An 18,384-nucleotide genomic window follows, 5' to 3' on the forward strand; every position below is an offset into this window, starting at 1 on the left:
TGTCGGCGAAGCTGTGGCGGCGCCACAGCCAGCCCGGCGAGATGGCCGCGGTCAGCACCGCGGAGAGCGACAGGCGCAGGCGTTGCAGGCCGCTGGCGCGGGTCCGGCCAATGATGGCCTTGGTGATGTTGTGGCGGCGCACGTAGCGCACCACGGCGTCGACCATGTCGCCGCCGGCCAGGGTTTCGCTGCGCGCGCCCAGCGCATCGGCCAGGGCCAGGCTGCGCTGCATGCGTTCCTGTTCGGCCTGGGGCGGCGGAGCCGCGCGCGGCGTGTCGATGGTGACCACGTGCAGATCGCATTCCAGCTGCTGGCTCAGGCGGTGGGCGCTGCGGATGACGTAATCGGCGTCGACGTCCGGGCCGATGCAGGCGACCACGGCCTCGCGCGTGCGCCACACGGGTTCGATGGCGCGGTCGCGGCGGTAGGCCTGGACGTCGTCGTCGACGTGGTCGGCGGTGCGGCGCAGCGCCAGCTCGCGCAGTGCGATCAGGTTGCCCTTGCGGAAGAAATTGCGGGTGGCGTGGCGGGCCTGCTCGGGCAGGTAGACCTTGCCTTCCTTCAAGCGGCGCAGCAGCTCGTCGGCAGACAGGTCCACCAGGATGACTTCGTCGGCCGCGTCGAAGACCTCGTCGGGCACGGTCTCCCAGACGCGCACGCCGGTGATGCTGCCCACAGCTTCGTTCAGGCTGTCCAGGTGCTGCACGTTCAGCGTGGTCCAGACGTCGATGCCGGCCGTCAGGAGTTCCTGGATGTCCTGCCAGCGCTTGGCGTGGCGCGAGCCGGGCGCGTTCGAGTGGGCCAGCTCGTCCACCAGCACCAGGTCAGGGTGGCGGGCCAGCGCGCCGTCCAGGTCGAATTCCTTCAGCACGTGGCCGCGGTACGGCACGTCCTGCAGCGGCAGGACGGGCAGGCCCTCCAGCAGCGTGGCGGTTTCGCGCCGGCCGTGGGTTTCGACGATGCCGGCCAGCACGTCGGCGCCCTGGGCGGCTTGCGCGCGCGCCGCCTCCAGCATGGCGTAGGTCTTGCCCACACCGGCCGACGATCCGAAGTAGACCCGCAGCTTGCCGCGCACCGCCTGGCGCGCAGCGTCGTCCAAGGTCTTCAAGAGCGCGTCGGGATCGGGACGCTCGCCAGCGATATCAGCCATGAACGCGCAATAGGTGGGAGGGAACGGCTGGCAATACTATACGCCGCGACATCAGCGCGCCGGACGCAATTGATCCAGCGCCAGGTTCAGCGTCAGCACATTGACCGCGGAGTCGCCCAGCACGCCCAGCCAGGGCTTTTCGGTATGGGCCTGGATCAGGGCATCGACCTGCGCGCGCGGCAGGTTGCGGACGCGCGCCACACGAGCCGCCTGGTAGGCCGCGGCAGCCGGGCTGATGTGCGGATCCAGGCCGCTGCCGGAGGCGGTGACCAGGTCCACCGGCACGGGGACCGGGTTGTCGGGATCGGCCGCCTTCAGCGCGGCAATGCGCGCCTGGATGGCGTCGGCCAGCGCCGGATTGCGCGGCCCCAGGTTCGAACCGCCGGAGCCGGCGCCGTTGTACGGCATGGGCGCGGTGGCGGACGGGCGGCCCCAGAAGTAGCCGGGCGAACTGAACGACTGGCCGATCAGTTCCGAGCCTACGACGCGATCGCCTTGCTTGATCAGCGAGCCGGCCGCTTCGTGCGGGAAAACGGCGGCGGCGATGCCCGTGGTCAGGAAGGGGTAGGCCAGGCCGGTCACCAGCGACAGCGCGGCGAAGACGACCAGCGCGGGGCGCAGTATGCCGCCTTGGCGCGGCAGGGAGGTGGAGTTTTTCATGATGGGTTCCTTGCAGTGTGGGGCTCAGGCCCAGCCCAGGGCGGCCAGTACCATGTCGACCAGCTTGATGCCGGCAAACGGCACCAGCAGGCCGCCCAGGCCATAGATGAGCAGATTGCGGCGCAACAGCACTGCCGCTCCCAGCGCCCGGTAGCGCACGCCCTTGAGCGCCAGCGGGATCAGCACCACGATGATCAGCGCGTTGAAGATCACGGCCGACAGGATGGCCGAGGCCGGCGTGGCCAGGCCCATGATGTTCAGCACGTTGAGCTGCGGATAGACGGTGGCGAAGGCGGCCGGAATGATGGCGAAATACTTGGCCACGTCGTTGGCCACGCTGAAGGTCGTCAACGCGCCGCGGGTCATCAGCATCTGCTTGCCGATCTCGACGATCTCGATCAGCTTGGTGGGGTTGGAATCCAGGTCCACCATATTGCCCGCCTCCTTGGCGGCCTGGGTGCCCGAGTTCATCGCCACCGCCACGTCGGCCTGCGCCAGCGCGGGCGCATCGTTGGTGCCGTCGCCCGTCATGGCTACCAGCCGGCCCTCCGCCTGATAGGCGCGGATCAGCTTGAGCTTGGCCTCGGGCGTGGCCTCGGCCAGGAAGTCGTCCACCCCGGCTTCAGCGGCGATGGACGCGGCCGTGAGCTTGTTGTCGCCCGTGATCATCACGGTCTTGATGCCCATGCGGCGCAACTCCGCGAAGCGCGACTGGATGTCCGGCTTGACGATGTCTTTCAGTTCGACCACGCCGAGCGCGCGGTTGCCGTCGCTGACCATCAGGGGCGTGCTGCCGCGGCGCGCCACGTCTTCGGCCAGGCGCAGGGCCTGCTCCGGTACCGTCGAGTCCTGCGCGGCCAGCCAGGCCTGCACGGCGTCGACGGCGCCCTTGCGGATCATGCGGCCGCTGAGGTTCACGCCGCTCATGCGCGACTGCGCGGTGAAGGGCACGAACTCGGCGTGCGCCATGGCCGCGGCCGGCGCGTGGATGGATTTGTCGGCCAGCGCGACGATGCTGCGGCCTTCCGGCGTCTCATCGGCCAGCGAGGCCAGGCGCGCTGCCTCGGCCAGTTCGCGCGCGGACACGCCGGGCGCCGGCAGGAAGGTGGAAGCCTGGCGGTTGCCGAAGGTGATGGTGCCGGTCTTGTCCAGCAACAGCACGTCGACGTCGCCGGCGGCTTCGACCGCGCGGCCCGATGTGGCGATGACGTTGGCGCCCATCATGCGGCTCATGCCTGCCACGCCGATGGCCGACAGCAGGCCGCCGATGGTGGTGGGAATCAGGCAGACCAGCAGCGCGACCAGCACCGTTACCGTGACCACGGAACCGCCGCCGGCGGCGTTGACCGCGTAGATCGAGAACGGCATCAGGGTGACGACCACCAGCAGGAACACCACGGTCAGGCCCACCAGCAGGATGGTGAGGGCCAGCTCGTTCGGCGTCTTCTGGCGCTTGGCGCCTTCGACCATGGCGATCATGCGGTCCAGGAAGCTCTCGCCTGGATCGGCCGCGATACGCACGAAGATCCAGTCCGATAGCACGCGGGTGCCGCCGGTCACCGACGAGAAGTCGCCGCCGGATTCGCGGATCACGGGCGCGGATTCGCCGGTGATGGCGCTTTCATCGACCGATGCCACGCCGGCGATGACCTGGCCGTCTCCGGGGATGGTCTCGCCCGCCTCCACCAGCACCACGTCGTCGCGGCGCAGCAGGCCGGAAGGCTGGCTGACTGCCTGACGGCGCCAGTTGCCGGGTTGTGCCGTGGCGGTGTCGGCGTCGCGGAAGCCTTTCAGCAGGCGGGCGTCGATGGTGGTGCGCAAGCCGCGCAACGTGGCCGCCTGTTGCTTGCCGCGGCCTTCGGCCAGGGCTTCGGCGAAGTTCGCGAACAGCACCGTGAACCACAGCCACACGCTGATCGCCAGGATGAAGCCGGCGGGCGCCTCGGCCTGGCCGCGCAGGGCCATGATCCACAGTACCGTGGTCAGGATGCTGCCCACGTAGACCACGAACATCACGGGATTCTTCAGCTGCGCGGCGGGCGAGAGCTTGCGCAGGCTGTCCAGCACCGCGGGGCCGACCAGGGCGCGCGACCACATGCCGAACTGGCGTTCATGGGCGCCGCTAGCCGTGGCGCGGGCGCCGCCGCCGCCGGCGCCTGTAGTAGAGGTTTCAATCTTGGCCATTTTCATTCCTAGCCTTTCAATTGCAGGTGTTCCGCGACCGGGCCCAGAGCGAGCGCAGGCACGTATGTCAGGGCGCCCACCAGCAGCACCGCGCCTATCAGCAGCACCACGAAGAGGGGGCCGGTGGTGGGCATGCTGCCGGGGCCGGCGGGAAGCCGGCGCTTGGCGGCCAGCGAGCCGGCCATCGCCAGGATGGCGACGATGATGGCGAAGCGGCCGAACCACATGGCGATGCCCAGCAACACGTTGTAGAAGGGGGTGTTGGCGGACAATCCGGCGAAGGCGCTGCCGTTGTTGTTGGCGGCGGAGGTCAGGGCATAGAGGATTTCGGAGAAACCGTGGATGCCTGGGTTCAGCACGCCGGCCTGGCCGGCCGCCATCGAGACCGCCAGCGCCGTGCCGCAAAGCACCAGCAGCGGGGTGGCCAGGATGACGATGGAAACCATCTTCATGTCATAGGCTTCGATCTTCTTGCCCAGATACTCGGGGGTGCGGCCTATCATCAGCCCGGCGATGAAAACGCCCAGGATGGCGAAGGCCAGCATGCCGTACAGGCCCGAGCCCACGCCGCCGAAGACCACTTCGCCCAGTTGCATCAGCAGCATCGGCGTCAGCCCGCCCATGGCATTGAGCGAATCGTGCATGCCGTTGACGGCGCCGCAGGAGGCCGCCGTGGTGACGGTGGCGAACAGCGAGGTGGCGGCGATGCCGAAGCGGGTTTCCTTGCCCTCCATGTTGCCGCCGGGGGAGTAGGCGCTGAGCGTGCTGTCGGCGCTGGCCTGGGCCGCCATCGGATTGGGCTGCTGCTCGAAGTAGGCGGCGGACAGCGCAAACACCGTGAACAGCACCGTCATGGCCGCCAGGATCGCGATGCCCTGGCGCCGGCTGCCGACCATTTCGCCGAACGAGAAGCACAGCGCGGCGGGAATCGCCAGGATGGCCAGCATCTCCAGGAAGTTGGCCAGCGGCGTGGGGTTCTCGAAGGGGTGGGCGGAGTTGGCGTTGAAGAAGCCGCCGCCATTGGTGCCCAGCAGCTTGATCGATTCCTGCGAGGCGACCGGGCCCATGGCCAGGGTCTGGGTCTTGCTGACCGCCGGATCCGTTACGGCCTGGCCCTGGGCATCGAGCACGGGCTGGCCCTGGGCGTCCACGCGCGGCTGGTCGTAGTGCACGGCCTCGATGGTCTGGACCTCCTGGTAGGGGCTGAAATTCTGGATCACGCCCTGGCTGACCAGCGCCAGCGCCAGCACCAGGGACAGCGGCAGCAGCACGTACAGCGTGCTGCGCACCATGTCGGTCCAGAAATTGCCGACCGTGGCCGAGCAATGGCGCGACAGGCCGCGAATCAGCGCGAACAGCACGGCAATGCCGGTAGCGGCCGAGACGAAGTTCTGCACCGTAAGGGCCAGCATCTGCGTCAGGTAGCTCATCGTCGATTCGCCGCCATAGCCTTGCCAGTTGGTGTTGGCGACGAAGCTGATGGCGGTGTTCAGGGCGGAATCCGCCGACACCGCGCCCATGCCGGCGGGATTCAGCGGCAGCATGCCCTGCAGGCGCTGCAGGGCGTAGACCGCCGCGATACCGATGATGTTGAAGGCCAGCACCGCCACGGCGTAGCGCTTCCAGCCCATCTCGGCCTGCGGGTCTATGCCCGCCAGCCGGTAGATGCCGCGCTCTATCGGGCGGCCCCAGGCGGTCAGCCGCGACTGCCCGTTTTCCATGGCGATGCGGATATAGCGCCCGAGCAGGGGCGCGATCGCAAGCAGGACTGCCAGGTACACGACCAGCAATCCAATGAATTCGGCAGTCATCAGAATTTCTCCGGTTTGAACAGCGCGACCAGCAGGTACACGAACAACAGGGCGGCCGTCAGGCCGCTCAGCCAGTAGAGCCAGCTCATGGTTGCTCTCCCGAAGACAAGGCTTCGCAGAACCGGAGCAGGGCGAAAGTCAGCCCGGCCATGACGGCGAAGATGGCGATATAAATGGCATCCACGTATTTCCTCCCGGGAGCTGCGCTCCCTTCGAACGACGGGCCTGCGCGGCGGATACGGATGCGCGCCGGGCAGGCGTAGTGACCAATCAGGACACCGGCAGGTTACGGAGCAGGGGGTAAAAACGGGGTATACGTTTGGGAGGGGGATATAAATGAAACGTAAACGCGGCCTGGACGGCCGCTGCCCGAATGCGGGGCATGGCGCATACACCGCCTTGGCCCATGCGGGATATCTGCGGAAAGAGCGGGTGAATGGCGCAATTCTCGGGACTGGAGTCGCCGTTTGGCGGTCGAAAAATCCCAATATTTAGAACTTCAATACCAAAACGCACCAAATTGGTGCGGGAAATATGTAAATGAATGCTCCTTCTTAGGGCATTCCCCTAGTGTGACAATCCCGCTTCTGGTGCAGAATCTCATCCCATGCAGGTGAGGAGACAAAGCCCTGCATGGGCAAATACCGGCGGCACCGGTACATAAAAAAAGTAAAGCAGTACCCAAAAAAAGCAAAACGCACAACGGCTGGCACCAGGTGCCAGCCGTTGTCGCATAAAAAGCCGGCATTTCAAGTACCAGGGCTTTTCAGGCGCTGCGTTTCGCGATAATCAGACAGGGTCAGCTCATCCCAGCTATGTCGGAATCGCGCCTTTCATCCTCAAAGCCAGCCTCGACTCCCTATTGGCGCCGCAACTTGCGGCTGATCCTGGTGCTGCTCGTCGTCTGGGCCGCGCTGACCTTCATTCCCGCCTATTTCGCCCGCAGCCTGAACTTCGACTTCATAGGCTGGCCCTTCGCATTCTGGATGGCGGCCTATGGCGCGCCGCTGGCCTACCTGATCATCATCGGTATCTACGCCCGGGTCATGAACCGCGCCGATGAGCACTTCGAAGAGCCCGGAGGGCACCGCTGATGCCGTTTTTCAGCGGAGACACGCCCCAGCAATTCAGAGTCCGGTTGCGCCGCATCTATGTGCTCTACACGGCAGGCTTCGCGCTGATGATCCTGCTGATGGCGCTGGCCGAGATCCTGGGCATGCCGCGCAACTGGATCGGCTACGTGTTCCTGCTGGTCACGGTCAGCCTGTACGCCGGTATCGGCATCGTCTGCCGGACCTCGGACCAGGTGGAGTATTACGTGGCCGGCCGGCGGGTGCCGGCGATCTATAACGGCATGGCCACGGCGGCCGACTGGATGTCGGTGGCGTCCTTCATCGGGGTGGCGGGGACGCTCTACCTGACGGGCTATGGCGGACTGGCCTACATCATGGGCTGGACCGGCGGCTATGTGCTGGTGGCGATGCTGCTGGCGCCTTACCTGCGCCGCTTCGGCCAATACACCATTCCCGATTTCATGGGCGCGCGCTATGGCGGCAACATGCCGCGCCTGGCGGGCGTGGCCTGCGCCATCCTCTGTTCCTTCACCTACCTGGTGGCGCAGATCTACGGCGTGGGCATCATCACCACGCGCATGACCGGCATCTCGTTCGAGCTTGGCATCTTCGTGGCGCTGGGCGGCATGCTGGTCTGTTCGTTCCTGGGCGGCATGCGCGCGGTCACCTGGACGCAGGTGGGGCAGTACATCATCCTGGTCATTGCCTACCTGGTGCCGGTGGTGTGGCTGTCGGTCAAGCACACCAATATGCCGATACCGCAGTTGTCGGCCGGCGTGGTGCTGCAGCAGGTCACCGAAAAAGAGGTCTACCTGCAGAACGACCCGTCCGAAATCGAGGCGCGCCGGCTTTGGCAGGAGCGCGCCAACGAGATGGGCCGACGGGTGGCGGCATTGCCCGAATCGTGGACGCTGGAAAAGGACAAGTTGCGCAGCCGGCTGGCTCAACTGAACGCCACCGACGCGCCCATGGTCGAGATCCGCTCGGCGGAGCGCGAGCTGTCCAGCTACCCCGGCAGCGTGGAAGAGGCGCGCATTGCATGGTCGCAGTCTAAAGCCACGTTCGAGGCCAGGGCGGCGCCAGCCACGCCGCATGCGGAGCCCTTTCCCTCCAAGGACCCGGAAGAGCGGCGCAACATGCGGATCAACTTCCTGGCGCTGGTGCTCTGCCTGATGCTGGGGACCGCCGGCATGCCGCATATCCTGATGCGCTCATACACCACGCCTTCGGTCATCGAAGCGCGCAAGTCGGTGTGCTGGTCGCTGCTGTTCATCCTGCTGCTGTACTTCATGGCGCCGGCGCTGGCGCTGCTGGTGAAGTACGAGGTCTATACCCAGGTGGTGGGATCCAGCTTCCTCAGCCTGCCCAATTGGGTGCATGCCTGGAGCGCCGTCGACAGCAATCTGCTGGACGTGACCGACGTCAACCGCGACGGCATCGTGCAGCTCAGCGAGATCAGCATGGGCGCCGACGTGGTGGTGCTGGCCATGCCGGAAATCGGCGGATTGCCCTACGTGATCTCGGCCCTGGTGGCAGCGGGCGGCCTGGCCGCGGCGCTATCCACCGCCGACGGCTTGCTGCTGACCCTGTCCAACTCCCTGTCGCACGACATGTGGTATCGCATGGTGTCGCCGCGCATGTCGGCGGCGCGCCGCGTGATGGTGTCCAAGATCCTGTTGCTGCTGGTGGCTTTTGGCGCCGCCTGGGTGGCCGCGCGCAAACCGGCGGACATTCTCTTCATGGTGTCGGCCGCGTTTTCCTTTGCGGCTTCGTCCTTTTTCCCGGCCCTGGTCATGGGCGTGTTCTGGCGCCGCGCCAACAAATGGGGCGCGACGCTGGGCATGGCGGCGGGGCTGGCGGTGACGTTTGCCTACATGACGCACACGCACCCCTGGCTGCGCGAATGGGTGCTGGACATTTCGCGCACGCAGCCGGTGGATCTGTGGTGGGGCATCCAGCCGATCGCGGCGGGCGTGTTCGGCGCGCCGGTGGCTTTCCTGACCATCATCGTGGTGTCCCTGCTGACGCCGCCGCCCGACCGCGCCACGCTGGCGCTGGTGGACTATCTGCGCCATCCGGGCGCGCCCAAGCCGCAGGGCGAGCGCGCCTAAGGCGTGCCGCAGGCGTCGGCGTGCCGGTTTTCCGGGTCGATGCAGGAAGCCCACCGTGCCGCTGGCATGGCTTGCAGCAAGGTATAGGTCTGGCCGGGCGCCCATAGCCATTGCACGCCGCCTGGCGTCTGGCCGGCGGCGTCCCAGATCCGCTTGCGTTGCGCGGCGCTAATGGCGAACTGTCCACCGTTGCCGCTGTTGCCAGTTGCCAGCACCTGGGCGGGGTCGCGCTTGGCGGCATAGATGCTGGCCGTGTGCTCGGCAGTCTGCTTGGGCTGCACGATGGCCCAGTCGTAGTGGTACGAGTCCAGCGCAGGCGCTTCCCAGGCCGGGCCGGGCAGCACCAGCACGGCGTACTGGTTCGGGCTTGCGCGGTAAGGCAGTCCCAGCACGGGCGCCTCGTCCGACCATGCCTTCCGTTGGCGCAAATAACGTTGTGCCTCGCGGCCCTGGGCGTCACGCGTCACGACTTCAAACGCATTCTCGGACTTGTCTTGGTAGGAAATGGTGCGCAGCAGCCGACCGGCCGCGTCATGCACATAGCGGGCCACGGGCCGGGAGGGCGCCGAGCAATTGTTGGCGCCCAGCTCGGCCAGCCAGCCGTGGGCGTCGTAGCGCAGGCAGTAGCGAGCTGGCCGGTTGCGGCGGCCGTCCCAAGCGCGCGAGCGTTCTTCGTAGCCCGTCAAGCGGCCGCTGGCGTCATAGTAGAAGCGCGTCTCCGCGTGCGGCGCAGGGAGCGCGGCCATGCCCGATTCCCGGGCTTCCTGCACGGCGCTGGCGCTGTATCGGGCAATGCCGCATAAGTGTCGGCGGCCGCCCGCGCCGCTTTCCCAGCGCAGCATGGTGACGCCGATGCGGGCGTCGGGCGCGGCCGCGTAGACCGACCAGTCCACGCGTTCTGCCCATATGACGGCGGCGGCGCGCGCGCCCGTGTCGATGGCGACGCCAGGCAGCCATGATCGGATGCGCGAGCCGTCCAGCGCCAGCAAGGTGTTCGTGTCGTCCAGGGAAATGTCCATCACCCTGGTTTGGCGCTGCGCGGACGCGGCCAGCGGTTCGCAGAGCGCGCTCGCCAGCCCGGGCGCCATGGACAGCGCCATCAGCGCAAGCAGGTGCAGTGAGGACTCAGAGCGTGGCATTGTGCAGGTAGGCGATCAGCCCCCACAGTTCGCTGCTGACGCCGCCCAGGCGCAGGGCGCCGTCGCGCGTATCCATCAGCAGGAAGGGGTAGGCATTGCGTTCCAGCTTGCCGGGAGGCGGCAGCCGGTAAGGCGTGAAGTGCTCGCCCGAAAGCAGGTAGGTGTTGGTCATGTCGCCGACATCCACATGCAGGTACCAGACGGTCAGGTCCGTGACGTTCAGCGCTGCGTCCACTTCCGGGTATATGCCGCCCTGGCCGGCAGGGATGGCGCTGTCCAGCACGGCCATGAGTACGGCGCGCGGGCCGGATTTTGGAAAGTAGCCGCCTTCGCCGCCGCGCTGCGTGAAGGCCTGGCGGATGAACCCCGCGCCGCGCGTGCCGGGCGTCACCGTGCGGGTGAACAACGCGTCCAGTTCGGTCTCCGAGAGCGCGCGGGGCGTAGCGGACAACTGGTCGAGGTCTTGTTTGAAAGCGGTGAGCCAGGCGCGATAGCGCACGAGTTCGGCGGCGCGGTTGAAGTCCTGGGCCCAGGCGTTGCTTGCCGGCAGCAGGCCCAGGCAGCCCAGGCACATACTGGCCGCCAGCCAGCGGCGGATACGGAAGTTTGCCGTCGACGGAGCGCGCGGCTTCAATGCGAAACGGATTTCGAGAAGACGTTCATCACCACCACGCCGGCGATGATGAGCCCGATGCCGATGAGCGCGGGCGTGTCCAGGTGCTGCTTGAACAGCACCGCGCCGACGATGGAAATCAGCACGATGCCCACGCCGGACCAGATGGCGTAGGCGATGCCCACGGGAATTTCGCGCAGCGTCAGCGACAGGAAGTAGAACGAGATCAGGTAGCCGACCACTGTGATGATGGACGGCGTCAGGCGGGTGAATCCTTCGGATCCCTTGAGCGCGCTGGTCGCGAAGATCTCGGCGATGATGGCCACGCCCAGGTAGAGCCACTTCATTTGCGCGATCCCTCGGATTGCCGCAGCAGCACCAGCAGGGCACCCGCGCCGCCTTCGCGTTCGGGGGCTTCGGAAAATGCCAGCACTTCGCTTTTCTGCACCAGCCAGGTGCGGGCCATGTCTTTCAATACCGGTTCCAGCCCCTGCGAGCCATAGCCCTTGCCGTGCACCACGCGCACGCATCGGATGCCGTGTTCCTGGCATTCGTCCAGGAACGACAGCAGGGCATGGCGGGCCTGTTCCACCCGCAGGCCGTGCAGATCCAGTTCGGCGCCGGCGCGCCATTGGCCGCGGCGCAGGTTGCGGGCGGTGTCGGGCGCGGCGTCGCTGCGCACGAAGGCGGTGCCGCCTTCGGATAGCAGGTGCGTGATTTCACCGCCGTCGGAGACGCCGGCGTCGGCGCGCGTGGGCGTTTCGCCCAAGGCATTGGCGCGGCGCAGGGCGGGCGCGGGCTCCGCCACGGGTTTGTGTTCCACCCGGGCGGTCTGCTTGATCGGCGTGACCGACTTCATGGTGCGCTTGAAGGCCGCCATGTCGTCCACGGGGGCGGTATCGGGCTTTTTGAGCACCGCGACCCGCTGGGCGAGGGCGGTGCGTTCGCGCTCGGCCTGCAGGTCTTTCTTCAGGCGTTTCAGGTCGGCCAGGCCGACCTTACTGCCCCGCATTCTCCAGCCACCGTTGTGCGTCCAGCGCGGCCATGCAGCCCGTGCCGGCGCTGGTGATGGCCTGGCGGTAGACGTGGTCCTGCACGTCGCCGGCGGCGAACACGCCGGGGACCGAGGTCATCGTCGCCATGCCGGACAGGCCGCTCTTGGTGACGATGTAGCCGTCCTTCATTTCCAGTTGGCCCTGGAAGATTTCGGTATTGGGCTGGTGGCCGATGGCGATGAAGGCGCCGGTGACCGTCATGTCTTCGGTGGCGCCGGTGTCCACGTGGCGCACGCGCACGCCGGTTACGCCGCTGTCGTCGCCCAGCACTTCTTCCAGGGTATGGAACAGCTTCAGTTCCATGTTGCCGTTCTCGACCTTGCTCATGAGCTTGTCGACCAGGATGGGCTCGGCGCGGAATTTGTCGCGGCGGTGGATCAGGGTGACCTTGCGGCAGATGTTCGACAGATACAGCGCTTCTTCCACGGCGGTATTGCCGCCGCCGACCACCACCACGTCCTGGTTGCGGTAGAAGAAGCCGTCGCAGGTGGCGCAGCCGGACACGCCCCGGCCCATGAAGGCTTCTTCCGATGGCAGGCCGAGGTACTTGGCCGAGGCGCCGGTGGCGATGATCAGGGAGTCGCAGGTGTAGATCTTGCCGGTGTCGCCCGTGAGGGTGAACGGGCGCTTGGACAGGTCGACCTTGGCAATGTGGTCGAAGAGCATTTCGGTATTGAAGCGTTCAGCGTGCTTCTGGAAGCGCTGCATCAGGTCCGGACCCTGCACGCCATCGGCGTCGGCCGGCCAGTTGTCGACGTCCGTGGTGGTCATGAGCTGGCCGCCTTGGGCCAGACCTGTAACAAGAACAGGGCTCAGATTGGCGCGTGCCGCATAGACGGCCGCCGTGTAACCGGCAGGGCCGGAACCGAGTATCAAAACTTTAGCGTGCGTAGGCGTGGACATGGGCGGGTATCTTTAGGTTAACGCCCAATTATAATGAGCCGCATGCCGCGTATCTCGACTGCTTCTCCGCGCGCCTCGCGCAACACCCGTAACGGGCCTTCCCCCCTGCAGACGCGCTTGTCCGCACTGCTGCGTGAAGCCCGCTGGATCCTCTTCGCCGCCCTGGCGGCCTGGCTGACGCTAGTGCTGGCCACCTGGAACGCCGCCGACCCGGGCTGGTCGCATTCCGTCCCCGCCGGCGCCATCCACAACCGGGGCGGGACCCTGGGCGCCTATCTGGCGGACATCCTGCTCTATTTGTTCGGATTTTCCGCCTGGTGGTGGGTGATCCTGCTGCTGCACCGGGTGAGGGCGGGCTACCGCCGCCTGGCCAGCCATCTTCGCGTTACCAATAGTAAGCAGCCAGAAGTGTTGCCCCGTGTCCACTGGGAAGAGGGCATCGGCTTCTTCCTGTTGCTGGTCGGTTCGCTGGGCATGGAAGCCCTGCGCCTGGCCAGCCGCGGCACGCATCTGCCCGGCGCCTCGGAAAACACCAGCGGCGCCGGCGGCGTGATCGGCCAGACGTTGGCCGACCTGATTGGCCGCAGCATCGGCTTCACCGGCAGCACCCTGGCCTTCCTGGTCATGCTGGCCATCGGCCTGAGCCTGTTCTTCTCGTTCTCGTGGCTGTCCATCGCCGAACGCGTGGGCTCCTGGCTGGAAGGTCTGGTGCGCCGCGTGCGCGATTCCTATGCCGCTCGCGAAGACCGCAAGGTCGGCGAAGTCGCCAAGGCCGTGCGCACCGAACAGGTCGTGGCCAAGCAGGAAAAACTGGTCCATGAGCAGCCGGTCCGGATCGAACCGGCGATTACCGTGGTGCCCAAGTCCGAACGGGTCGAAAAGGAAAAGCAGCAGTCGCTGTTCTTCGCGCCCTCGGGCGGCGCCGAAGGCGACCTGCCGGCCATCAGCCTGCTGGATCCGCCCCTGACCAACCAGGAAACGGTGTCGGCCGAAACCATCGAATTCACCTCGCGCCTGATCGAAAAGAAGCTGGCCGACTTTGGCGTGTCGGTCACCGTGGTGGCGGCGCAAGCCGGCCCGGTCATCACGCGCTACGAAATCGAGCCCGCCACGGGCGTGAAGGGCAGTCAGATCGTCAACCTGGCCAAGGACCTGGCGCGCGCGCTGAGCCTGGTCAGCATCCGGGTGGTGGAAACCATTCCGGGCAAGAACCTGATGGGCCTGGAACTGCCCAACCCGCGCCGCCAGATGGTGCGCCTGTCCGAGATCCTGGGTTCGCAGACCTACCACGCCAGCCATTCGGTCGTGACGATGGCGCTGGGCAAGGACATCGCCGGCAACCCGGTGGTGGCCGACTTGGCCAAGATGCCTCACCTGCTGGTGGCGGGCACGACCGGTTCGGGCAAGTCGGTGGGGATCAACGCCATGATCCTGTCGCTGCTGTACAAGGCGGACGCGTCCCACACCCGGCTGATCCTGATCGATCCGAAGATGCTCGAAATGAGCGTCTACGAAGGCATTCCGCACCTGTTGGCACCCGTCGTCACCGACATGCGCCATGCTTCCAACGCGCTGAACTGGTGCGTGGGCGAAATGGAAAAGCGCTACCGCCTGATGAGCAAGATGGGCGTGCGTAACCTGGCCGGCTACAACACCAAGATCCGCGACGCGATCAAGCGCGAGGAACCCATTCCCAATCCGTTCTCGCTGACGCCGGACCAGCCCGAACCGCTGGCGCCACTGCCCACCATCGTGGTGGTCATCGACGAACTCGCCGACCTGATGATGGTGGTGGGCAAGAAGATCGAAGAACTGATCGCTCGCCTGGCGCAGAAGGCGCGCGCCGCCGGCATCCACCTGATCCTGGCCACCCAGCGTCCCAGCGTGGACGTGATCACCGGCCTGATCAAGGCCAACATCCCGACGCGCATTGCGTTCCAGGTGTCGTCCAAGATCGACTCGCGCACCATTCTTGACCAGATGGGCGCCGAAACCCTGCTAGGCCAGGGCGACATGCTCTACATGCCGCCGGGCACCGGCCTGCCGGTGCGCGTGCACGGCGCGTTCTGCAGCGACGACGAAGTGCACCGCGTGGTGGAAAGCCTCAAGGCGCAGGGCGAACCCAATTACATCGAAGGCCTGCTGGAAGGCGGCTTGGACGGCGACGGCGGCGAAGGCGCCAGCAGCGTCACTGGCATTGGCGGCGACGCCGAGTCGGACCCGATGTACGACCAGGCCTGCGAAGTGGTGCTCAAGCACCGCCGCGCGTCCATTTCGCTGGTGCAGCGCCACCTGCGCATTGGTTACAACCGTGCTGCCCGGTTACTGGAGCAGATGGAGCAATCGGGTATGGTGTCGGCGATGCAGTCCAATGGCAACCGCGAGATCCTTGTTCCCGCGGCGGCCGCGGCCCGAGAGGAAGCTTGATGAAGATGTTCCGCCGACTGGCCGCCGTGGCGGCCCTGAGCCTGGCGCCCGCCATGGTGTACGCCGCCAGCGCGCAAGAGCAGTTGCGCGCCTTCGTGGCCACGGTGACTTCGGCCACCGGTTCGTTCTCGCAGTACACGGTGAACAACCAGGGCCGCACGCAGCCCGCCCAGACCGGCGTGTTCTCGTTCCAGCGTCCCGGCAAGTTCAAGTGGGCGGTGCAGAAGCCCTATGAACAACTGGTGGTGTCGGACGGCCGCCAGGTGTTCCAGTTCGATCCGGACCTGGCCCAGGTGACCGAACGCAAGGTCGACGCCGCCATCGGCACCTCGCCCGCCGCCATCCTGTTCGGCTCGGGTTCGCTGGAGCAGTCGTTCGACGTCTCGGCCCTGCCGTCCAAGGATGGGATCGATTGGCTGCGCGCCAAGCCGCGCACCGCCGACGCGGGCTTCTCGCGCGTCGATATCGGCATGAAGGACAACCTGCCGGTGCGCGTGGAACTGCTGGATTCGTTCGGCCAGACTACCCGCGTGGACTTGTCGGGCATCGCCGCCAACCCGCAGCTGCCGGCCAAGGAATTCCAGTTCGTTGCGCCCAAGGGTGTGGATGTGGTGAAGATGTAAAAGCAAAGCCCGGCGCCGCCGGGCTTTTTTCCGCGTGGAGTCCGCTTAGGGACGCTTATACGCGATGCAGTCGACCTCGACTTTTGCGTCCACCACCAGCGACGACTGCACGCAGGCCCGGGCCGGCGGATTCTCGCCGAAGTATTCCTTGAACACCTTGTTGAACGACGCGAAGTCGCGCGCGTCGTCCAGCCACACGCCGCAGCGCACCACGTGTTCGGGGCCGTAGCCGGCTTCCTTCAGGATGGCCAGCACCTGCTGGATGGCCTTGTGCGATTGGGTCACGATGCCGCCTTCGACGACTTCGCCGTTTTCCATGGGCACCTGGCCGGACACGTGCAGCCAGCCGTCGGCCGCGACCGCGCGGGCGAAGGGCATGTGCGAGCCGCCCTGGCCGGTGCCGCCAGCGACGCCGTAGCGGGTGATGCCGTTGCTGTCGGCGGTGGGAGCATTGCTCATGGTTCTCTCCTTGAAATGATGGTCTGTCTGGCGCCGGGCGTACGCCTGGCGCCTATTGGAAGTTCTTGCGCAGGTCACCGCTGCGCGGCAGCCAACGGCCAGCGCGGTCGCCGGTGGCTTCGCCCTGGCGGTAGGACAGGGCGCCATTGACCCAGACTGCCTCGATGCCGGCCGCGGTCTGCACCGGCGCGGCGAAGGTGGCGCGGTCGATGACCGTGGCCGGGTCGAAGAGGACCAGGTCCGCGTGGTAGCCCTCGCGCACCAGACCACGCTCGGCCAGGCCAAAGCGGGCGGCGGACAGGCCCGTCATCTTGTGCACGGCCTCGGTCAGCGGGAACAGCCCCACGTCGCGGCTGTAGTGCCCCAGCACGCGCGGGAAGGCGCCCCAGAGTCGCGGATGCGGCATGGGATCATTGGGCAGGCCGTCTGAGCCCACCATGGTGAGCCGGTGCGACAGCACGCGGCGCACGTCGTCTTCGTGCATGTTGTGGTACACGGCGCCGGCCGGTTGCAGGCGCGCGGCCGCTTCCAGCAGGGGCAGGCCCCAGTCGGCGGCAATGTCCGCCAGCTTGCGGCGGGCCTGCTCCGGATGCGGCACGGACCAGGTGATGTCGATGTCGAACTCGTCCGTGACCTGCTTCAGGTCCAGCGTGGACGAGCTGGCCGAATAGGGATAGCAGTCGCAACCCACGTGCTGCAGGCGGCCGGCGGTTTCCAGCGTGGCCAGGACTTCCTTCGTGCGGCCCCAGTTGCCGGCGCCGGCGCATTTCAGGTGCGAGACCACCACGGGCACGCGGGCATGCTGGGCGATGTCGAAGGCTTCCTGCATGGCTTCCAGGATGGTGGCGAACTCCGAGCGCAGGTGGGTGGTGTAGAGCGCGCCGAATTCGTCCAGGGCTTCGGCCAGCAGTTTGACCTCTTCGGTGTCCGCGTCGAAGGCGGAGGCATAGGCCAGTCCGGTACTCAGGCCGACGGCGCCGTGCGCCAGCGCATCGCGCAGCTGTGCGCGCATGGCCAGGACTTCCTCGCGCGTGGCGGCGCGGTCCAGCCGGTCCATGTGGTTGCTGCGCAAGGCCGTGTGGCCGACCAGCGCTGCCACGTTCACGGCGGGCTGCGCGGCCTCGATGGCGCGGGTGTAGTCCGCAAAGGTGGGGTAGCTGAAGTCCGCGCGGGTTCCCAGCAGGTTCATCGGATCCGGCGGCTCGCCGCGCAGCGCCACCGGCGAAGCGCTGATGCCGCAATTGCCCACCACCACGGTGGTCACGCCCTGGGACAGCTTGGGCAGCATGTCCGGCGTGCGGATGACGTTGGTGTCGTCGTGGGTGTGCACGTCGATGAAGCCCGGGGCCAGCGCCAGCCGGGTGCCGTCGAAAAGATGGCGGGCAGCGGCGCCGGGCAGGTCGCCGATGGCGGCGATGCGGCCGTCGGCCAGCGCCACGCTGGCACGGTAGGCGGGTTCGCCGGTGCCGTCCAGGACCAGCACATTGCCTATGAGGGTGTCGTACATCTTGTGTTCCAGTTCAATCGCCCAGCGGCAGGCGGTTCGGGCCGCCGCGGTGTTCGTCCAGCGCCAGCTTGATGCGGCGCAGGCGCTCCCGGTTTTCTTCCTGGTTCAGCATGGCCAGTTCGGTCGAGAGCAGGTCTATGGCCAGCATCATCGCGTAGCGCGACGCCGAGGGTTTGTAGATGAAGTCGGTTTCGTCGGTGCGGATGGGCAGCACCACGTCGGCCAGCCCGGCCAGGGAAGAGGTCGCGTCGGTGATGGCGACGATGCGCGCCTGGTACTGCTTGACGATGCGGGCCGCGCCGACGATTTCCGGGGTCAGGCCCGAGGCCGACAGGATCAGCACGGCGTCGCGTTCGTCCAGGGTGGCCGCGACCATGCGCAGCAGCACCGCGTCGCTGTAGACGGCGATGGGATAGCCCAGGCGCACCAGGCGCGACTGGACTTCCTGCGCCAGCACGGCCGACGCGCCGCCCATGCCGAACACGTAGATCATGCGCGCGCCGTCGACGATGCCCGCGGCGGCTTCGAACAGCTGCTCGGTGAAGTTGGGCAGATGTGCGCGCAGCGTGCTTTCGATGTCGGCGTAGATGCGGGCGTAGAAGGTGCTTTCCTCGGGCGGCGCGCTGGGGTCCAGAAAGCGGCTGCCCACGGTGCTGGCCTGGGCCAGCT

16 protein-coding genes and 1 pseudogene are annotated in these 18,384 nt (G+C 66.8%); 4 read left to right on the forward strand and 13 right to left on the reverse strand.

Features of this window, described 5'->3' with window-relative positions; all coding sequences use genetic code 11:
* The 5 genes and pseudogenes from VIR09_RS27345 to kdpF all read right to left on the reverse strand — a co-directional run.
* Nucleotides 1-1,150: pseudogene (locus VIR09_RS27345) on the reverse strand (two-component sensor histidine kinase); the annotation flags it as partial.
* Nucleotides 1,151-1,201: 51 nt separating this feature from the next.
* Nucleotides 1,202-1,810, reverse strand: coding sequence for a potassium-transporting ATPase subunit KdpC (gene kdpC / locus VIR09_RS27350; RefSeq protein ID WP_332015723.1), 609 nt, complete (start codon nucleotides 1,808-1,810; stop codon nucleotides 1,202-1,204).
* A gap of 24 nt (nucleotides 1,811-1,834) precedes the next feature.
* Nucleotides 1,835-3,994, reverse strand: coding sequence for a potassium-transporting ATPase subunit KdpB (gene kdpB, locus VIR09_RS27355; RefSeq protein ID WP_414639471.1), 2,160 nt, complete (start codon nucleotides 3,992-3,994; stop codon nucleotides 1,835-1,837).
* Nucleotides 3,995-4,002: 8 nt separating this feature from the next.
* A complete protein-coding gene (kdpA, locus tag VIR09_RS27360) occupies nucleotides 4,003-5,805 on the reverse strand; it encodes a potassium-transporting ATPase subunit KdpA (RefSeq protein ID WP_332015724.1) in 1,803 nt (600 codons plus the stop codon).
* Nucleotides 5,805-5,894 (reverse strand): K(+)-transporting ATPase subunit F, encoded by a 90-nt coding sequence (gene kdpF / locus VIR09_RS27365; RefSeq protein WP_035183859.1) that lies wholly within the window; start codon nucleotides 5,892-5,894, stop codon nucleotides 5,805-5,807. Before kdpF ends, kdpA begins: the two co-directional genes overlap by 1 nt.
* A gap of 726 nt (nucleotides 5,895-6,620) precedes the next feature.
* On the opposite strand from kdpF, the gene VIR09_RS27370 reads away from it, so the two are divergent.
* Both VIR09_RS27370 and VIR09_RS27375 read left to right on the forward strand, forming a co-directional pair.
* Nucleotides 6,621-6,899 carry a sodium/substrate symporter small subunit gene (locus tag VIR09_RS27370; RefSeq protein WP_332015725.1) on the forward strand — a complete coding sequence of 93 codons (279 nt, stop codon included), beginning with the start codon at nucleotides 6,621-6,623 and terminating at the stop codon, nucleotides 6,897-6,899.
* Nucleotides 6,899-8,989 carry a sodium:solute symporter family protein gene (locus VIR09_RS27375; protein ID WP_332015726.1) on the forward strand — a complete coding sequence of 697 codons (2,091 nt, stop codon included), beginning with the start codon at nucleotides 6,899-6,901 and terminating at the stop codon, nucleotides 8,987-8,989. Before VIR09_RS27370 ends, VIR09_RS27375 begins: the two co-directional genes overlap by 1 nt.
* On the opposite strand, the gene VIR09_RS27380 is transcribed toward VIR09_RS27375, so the two are convergent.
* From VIR09_RS27380 to trxB, 5 genes are read right to left on the reverse strand one after another with little or no spacing between them, the layout of a single operon-like run.
* Nucleotides 8,986-10,128 carry a hypothetical protein gene (locus tag VIR09_RS27380; protein WP_332015727.1) on the reverse strand — a complete coding sequence of 381 codons (1,143 nt, stop codon included), beginning with the start codon at nucleotides 10,126-10,128 and terminating at the stop codon, nucleotides 8,986-8,988. The genes VIR09_RS27375 and VIR09_RS27380 overlap by 4 nt on opposite strands.
* Complete coding sequence (locus tag VIR09_RS27385) at nucleotides 10,115-10,762, reverse strand: hypothetical protein (protein ID WP_332015728.1); 648 nt, start codon at nucleotides 10,760-10,762, stop codon at nucleotides 10,115-10,117. Before VIR09_RS27385 ends, VIR09_RS27380 begins: the two co-directional genes overlap by 14 nt.
* Entirely contained in the window at nucleotides 10,759-11,088 is a 330-nt protein-coding gene (locus VIR09_RS27390) for a DMT family transporter (protein ID WP_013391892.1), read from the reverse strand. Before VIR09_RS27390 ends, VIR09_RS27385 begins: the two co-directional genes overlap by 4 nt.
* Nucleotides 11,085-11,753: a Smr/MutS family protein gene (locus VIR09_RS27395; RefSeq protein ID WP_332015729.1), complete on the reverse strand. Its 669-nt coding sequence runs from the start codon at nucleotides 11,751-11,753 to the stop codon at nucleotides 11,085-11,087. Before VIR09_RS27395 ends, VIR09_RS27390 begins: the two co-directional genes overlap by 4 nt.
* Nucleotides 11,740-12,699: a thioredoxin-disulfide reductase gene (trxB, locus tag VIR09_RS27400; protein ID WP_332015730.1), complete on the reverse strand. Its 960-nt coding sequence runs from the start codon at nucleotides 12,697-12,699 to the stop codon at nucleotides 11,740-11,742. The genes VIR09_RS27395 and trxB overlap by 14 nt, the downstream gene beginning before the upstream one ends.
* Before the next feature lie 42 nt (nucleotides 12,700-12,741).
* Here trxB and VIR09_RS27405 point away from each other — a divergent pair, with 42 nt between their 5' ends.
* Both VIR09_RS27405 and lolA read left to right on the forward strand, forming a co-directional pair.
* The gene (locus VIR09_RS27405) at nucleotides 12,742-15,126 is read left to right on the forward strand and encodes a DNA translocase FtsK (protein WP_332015731.1); all 2,385 of its coding nucleotides are present in this window, start codon (nucleotides 12,742-12,744) and stop codon (nucleotides 15,124-15,126) included.
* Complete coding sequence (gene lolA, locus VIR09_RS27410) at nucleotides 15,126-15,749, forward strand: outer membrane lipoprotein chaperone LolA (protein ID WP_332015732.1); 624 nt, start codon at nucleotides 15,126-15,128, stop codon at nucleotides 15,747-15,749. Before VIR09_RS27405 ends, lolA begins: the two co-directional genes overlap by 1 nt.
* A 45-nt stretch (nucleotides 15,750-15,794) precedes the next feature.
* On the opposite strand, the gene VIR09_RS27415 is transcribed toward lolA, so the two are convergent.
* From VIR09_RS27415 to VIR09_RS27425, 3 genes are all read right to left on the reverse strand, one after another.
* Nucleotides 15,795-16,208, reverse strand: coding sequence for a RidA family protein (locus tag VIR09_RS27415; RefSeq protein ID WP_332015733.1), 414 nt, complete (start codon nucleotides 16,206-16,208; stop codon nucleotides 15,795-15,797).
* A gap of 52 nt (nucleotides 16,209-16,260) precedes the next feature.
* Nucleotides 16,261-17,715: a D-aminoacylase gene (locus VIR09_RS27420; RefSeq protein WP_332015734.1), complete on the reverse strand. Its 1,455-nt coding sequence runs from the start codon at nucleotides 17,713-17,715 to the stop codon at nucleotides 16,261-16,263.
* Nucleotides 17,716-17,728: 13 nt separating this feature from the next.
* A partial coding sequence (locus tag VIR09_RS27425) for a MurR/RpiR family transcriptional regulator (RefSeq protein ID WP_332015735.1) occupies nucleotides 17,729-18,384 on the reverse strand: 656 nt, incomplete at its 5' end.

Origin of the sequence: Achromobacter sp. (assembly GCF_036567245.1) — a bacterium.
Lineage (GTDB): Bacteria > Pseudomonadota > Gammaproteobacteria > Burkholderiales > Burkholderiaceae_B > Achromobacter.

What these genes read in the sequence shown, in the direction of transcription:
- VIR09_RS27375 (WP_332015726.1), top strand. Translation starts at nt 6,899, where the DNA reads ATGCCGTTTTTCAGCGGAGACACGCCCCAGCAATTCAGAGTCCGGTTG.
- VIR09_RS27420 (WP_332015734.1), bottom strand. Translation starts at nt 17,715, where the DNA reads ATGTACGACACCCTCATAGGCAATGTGCTGGTCCTGGACGGCACCGGC.
- VIR09_RS27380 (WP_332015727.1), bottom strand. Translation starts at nt 10,128, where the DNA reads ATGCCACGCTCTGAGTCCTCACTGCACCTGCTTGCGCTGATGGCGCTG.
- kdpF (WP_035183859.1), bottom strand. Translation starts at nt 5,894, where the DNA reads ATGAGCTGGCTCTACTGGCTGAGCGGCCTGACGGCCGCCCTGTTGTTC.
- VIR09_RS27415 (WP_332015733.1), bottom strand. Translation starts at nt 16,208, where the DNA reads ATGAGCAATGCTCCCACCGCCGACAGCAACGGCATCACCCGCTACGGC.
- kdpA (WP_332015724.1), bottom strand. Translation starts at nt 5,805, where the DNA reads ATGACTGCCGAATTCATTGGATTGCTGGTCGTGTACCTGGCAGTCCTG.
- VIR09_RS27370 (WP_332015725.1), top strand. Translation starts at nt 6,621, where the DNA reads ATGTCGGAATCGCGCCTTTCATCCTCAAAGCCAGCCTCGACTCCCTAT.
- trxB (WP_332015730.1), bottom strand. Translation starts at nt 12,699, where the DNA reads ATGTCCACGCCTACGCACGCTAAAGTTTTGATACTCGGTTCCGGCCCT.
- VIR09_RS27390 (WP_013391892.1), bottom strand. Translation starts at nt 11,088, where the DNA reads ATGAAGTGGCTCTACCTGGGCGTGGCCATCATCGCCGAGATCTTCGCG.
- lolA (WP_332015732.1), top strand. Translation starts at nt 15,126, where the DNA reads ATGAAGATGTTCCGCCGACTGGCCGCCGTGGCGGCCCTGAGCCTGGCG.
- VIR09_RS27395 (WP_332015729.1), bottom strand. Translation starts at nt 11,753, where the DNA reads ATGCGGGGCAGTAAGGTCGGCCTGGCCGACCTGAAACGCCTGAAGAAA.
- kdpB (WP_414639471.1), bottom strand. Translation starts at nt 3,994, where the DNA reads ATGGCCAAGATTGAAACCTCTACTACAGGCGCCGGCGGCGGCGGCGCC.
- kdpC (WP_332015723.1), bottom strand. Translation starts at nt 1,810, where the DNA reads ATGAAAAACTCCACCTCCCTGCCGCGCCAAGGCGGCATACTGCGCCCC.
- VIR09_RS27405 (WP_332015731.1), top strand. Translation starts at nt 12,742, where the DNA reads ATGCCGCGTATCTCGACTGCTTCTCCGCGCGCCTCGCGCAACACCCGT.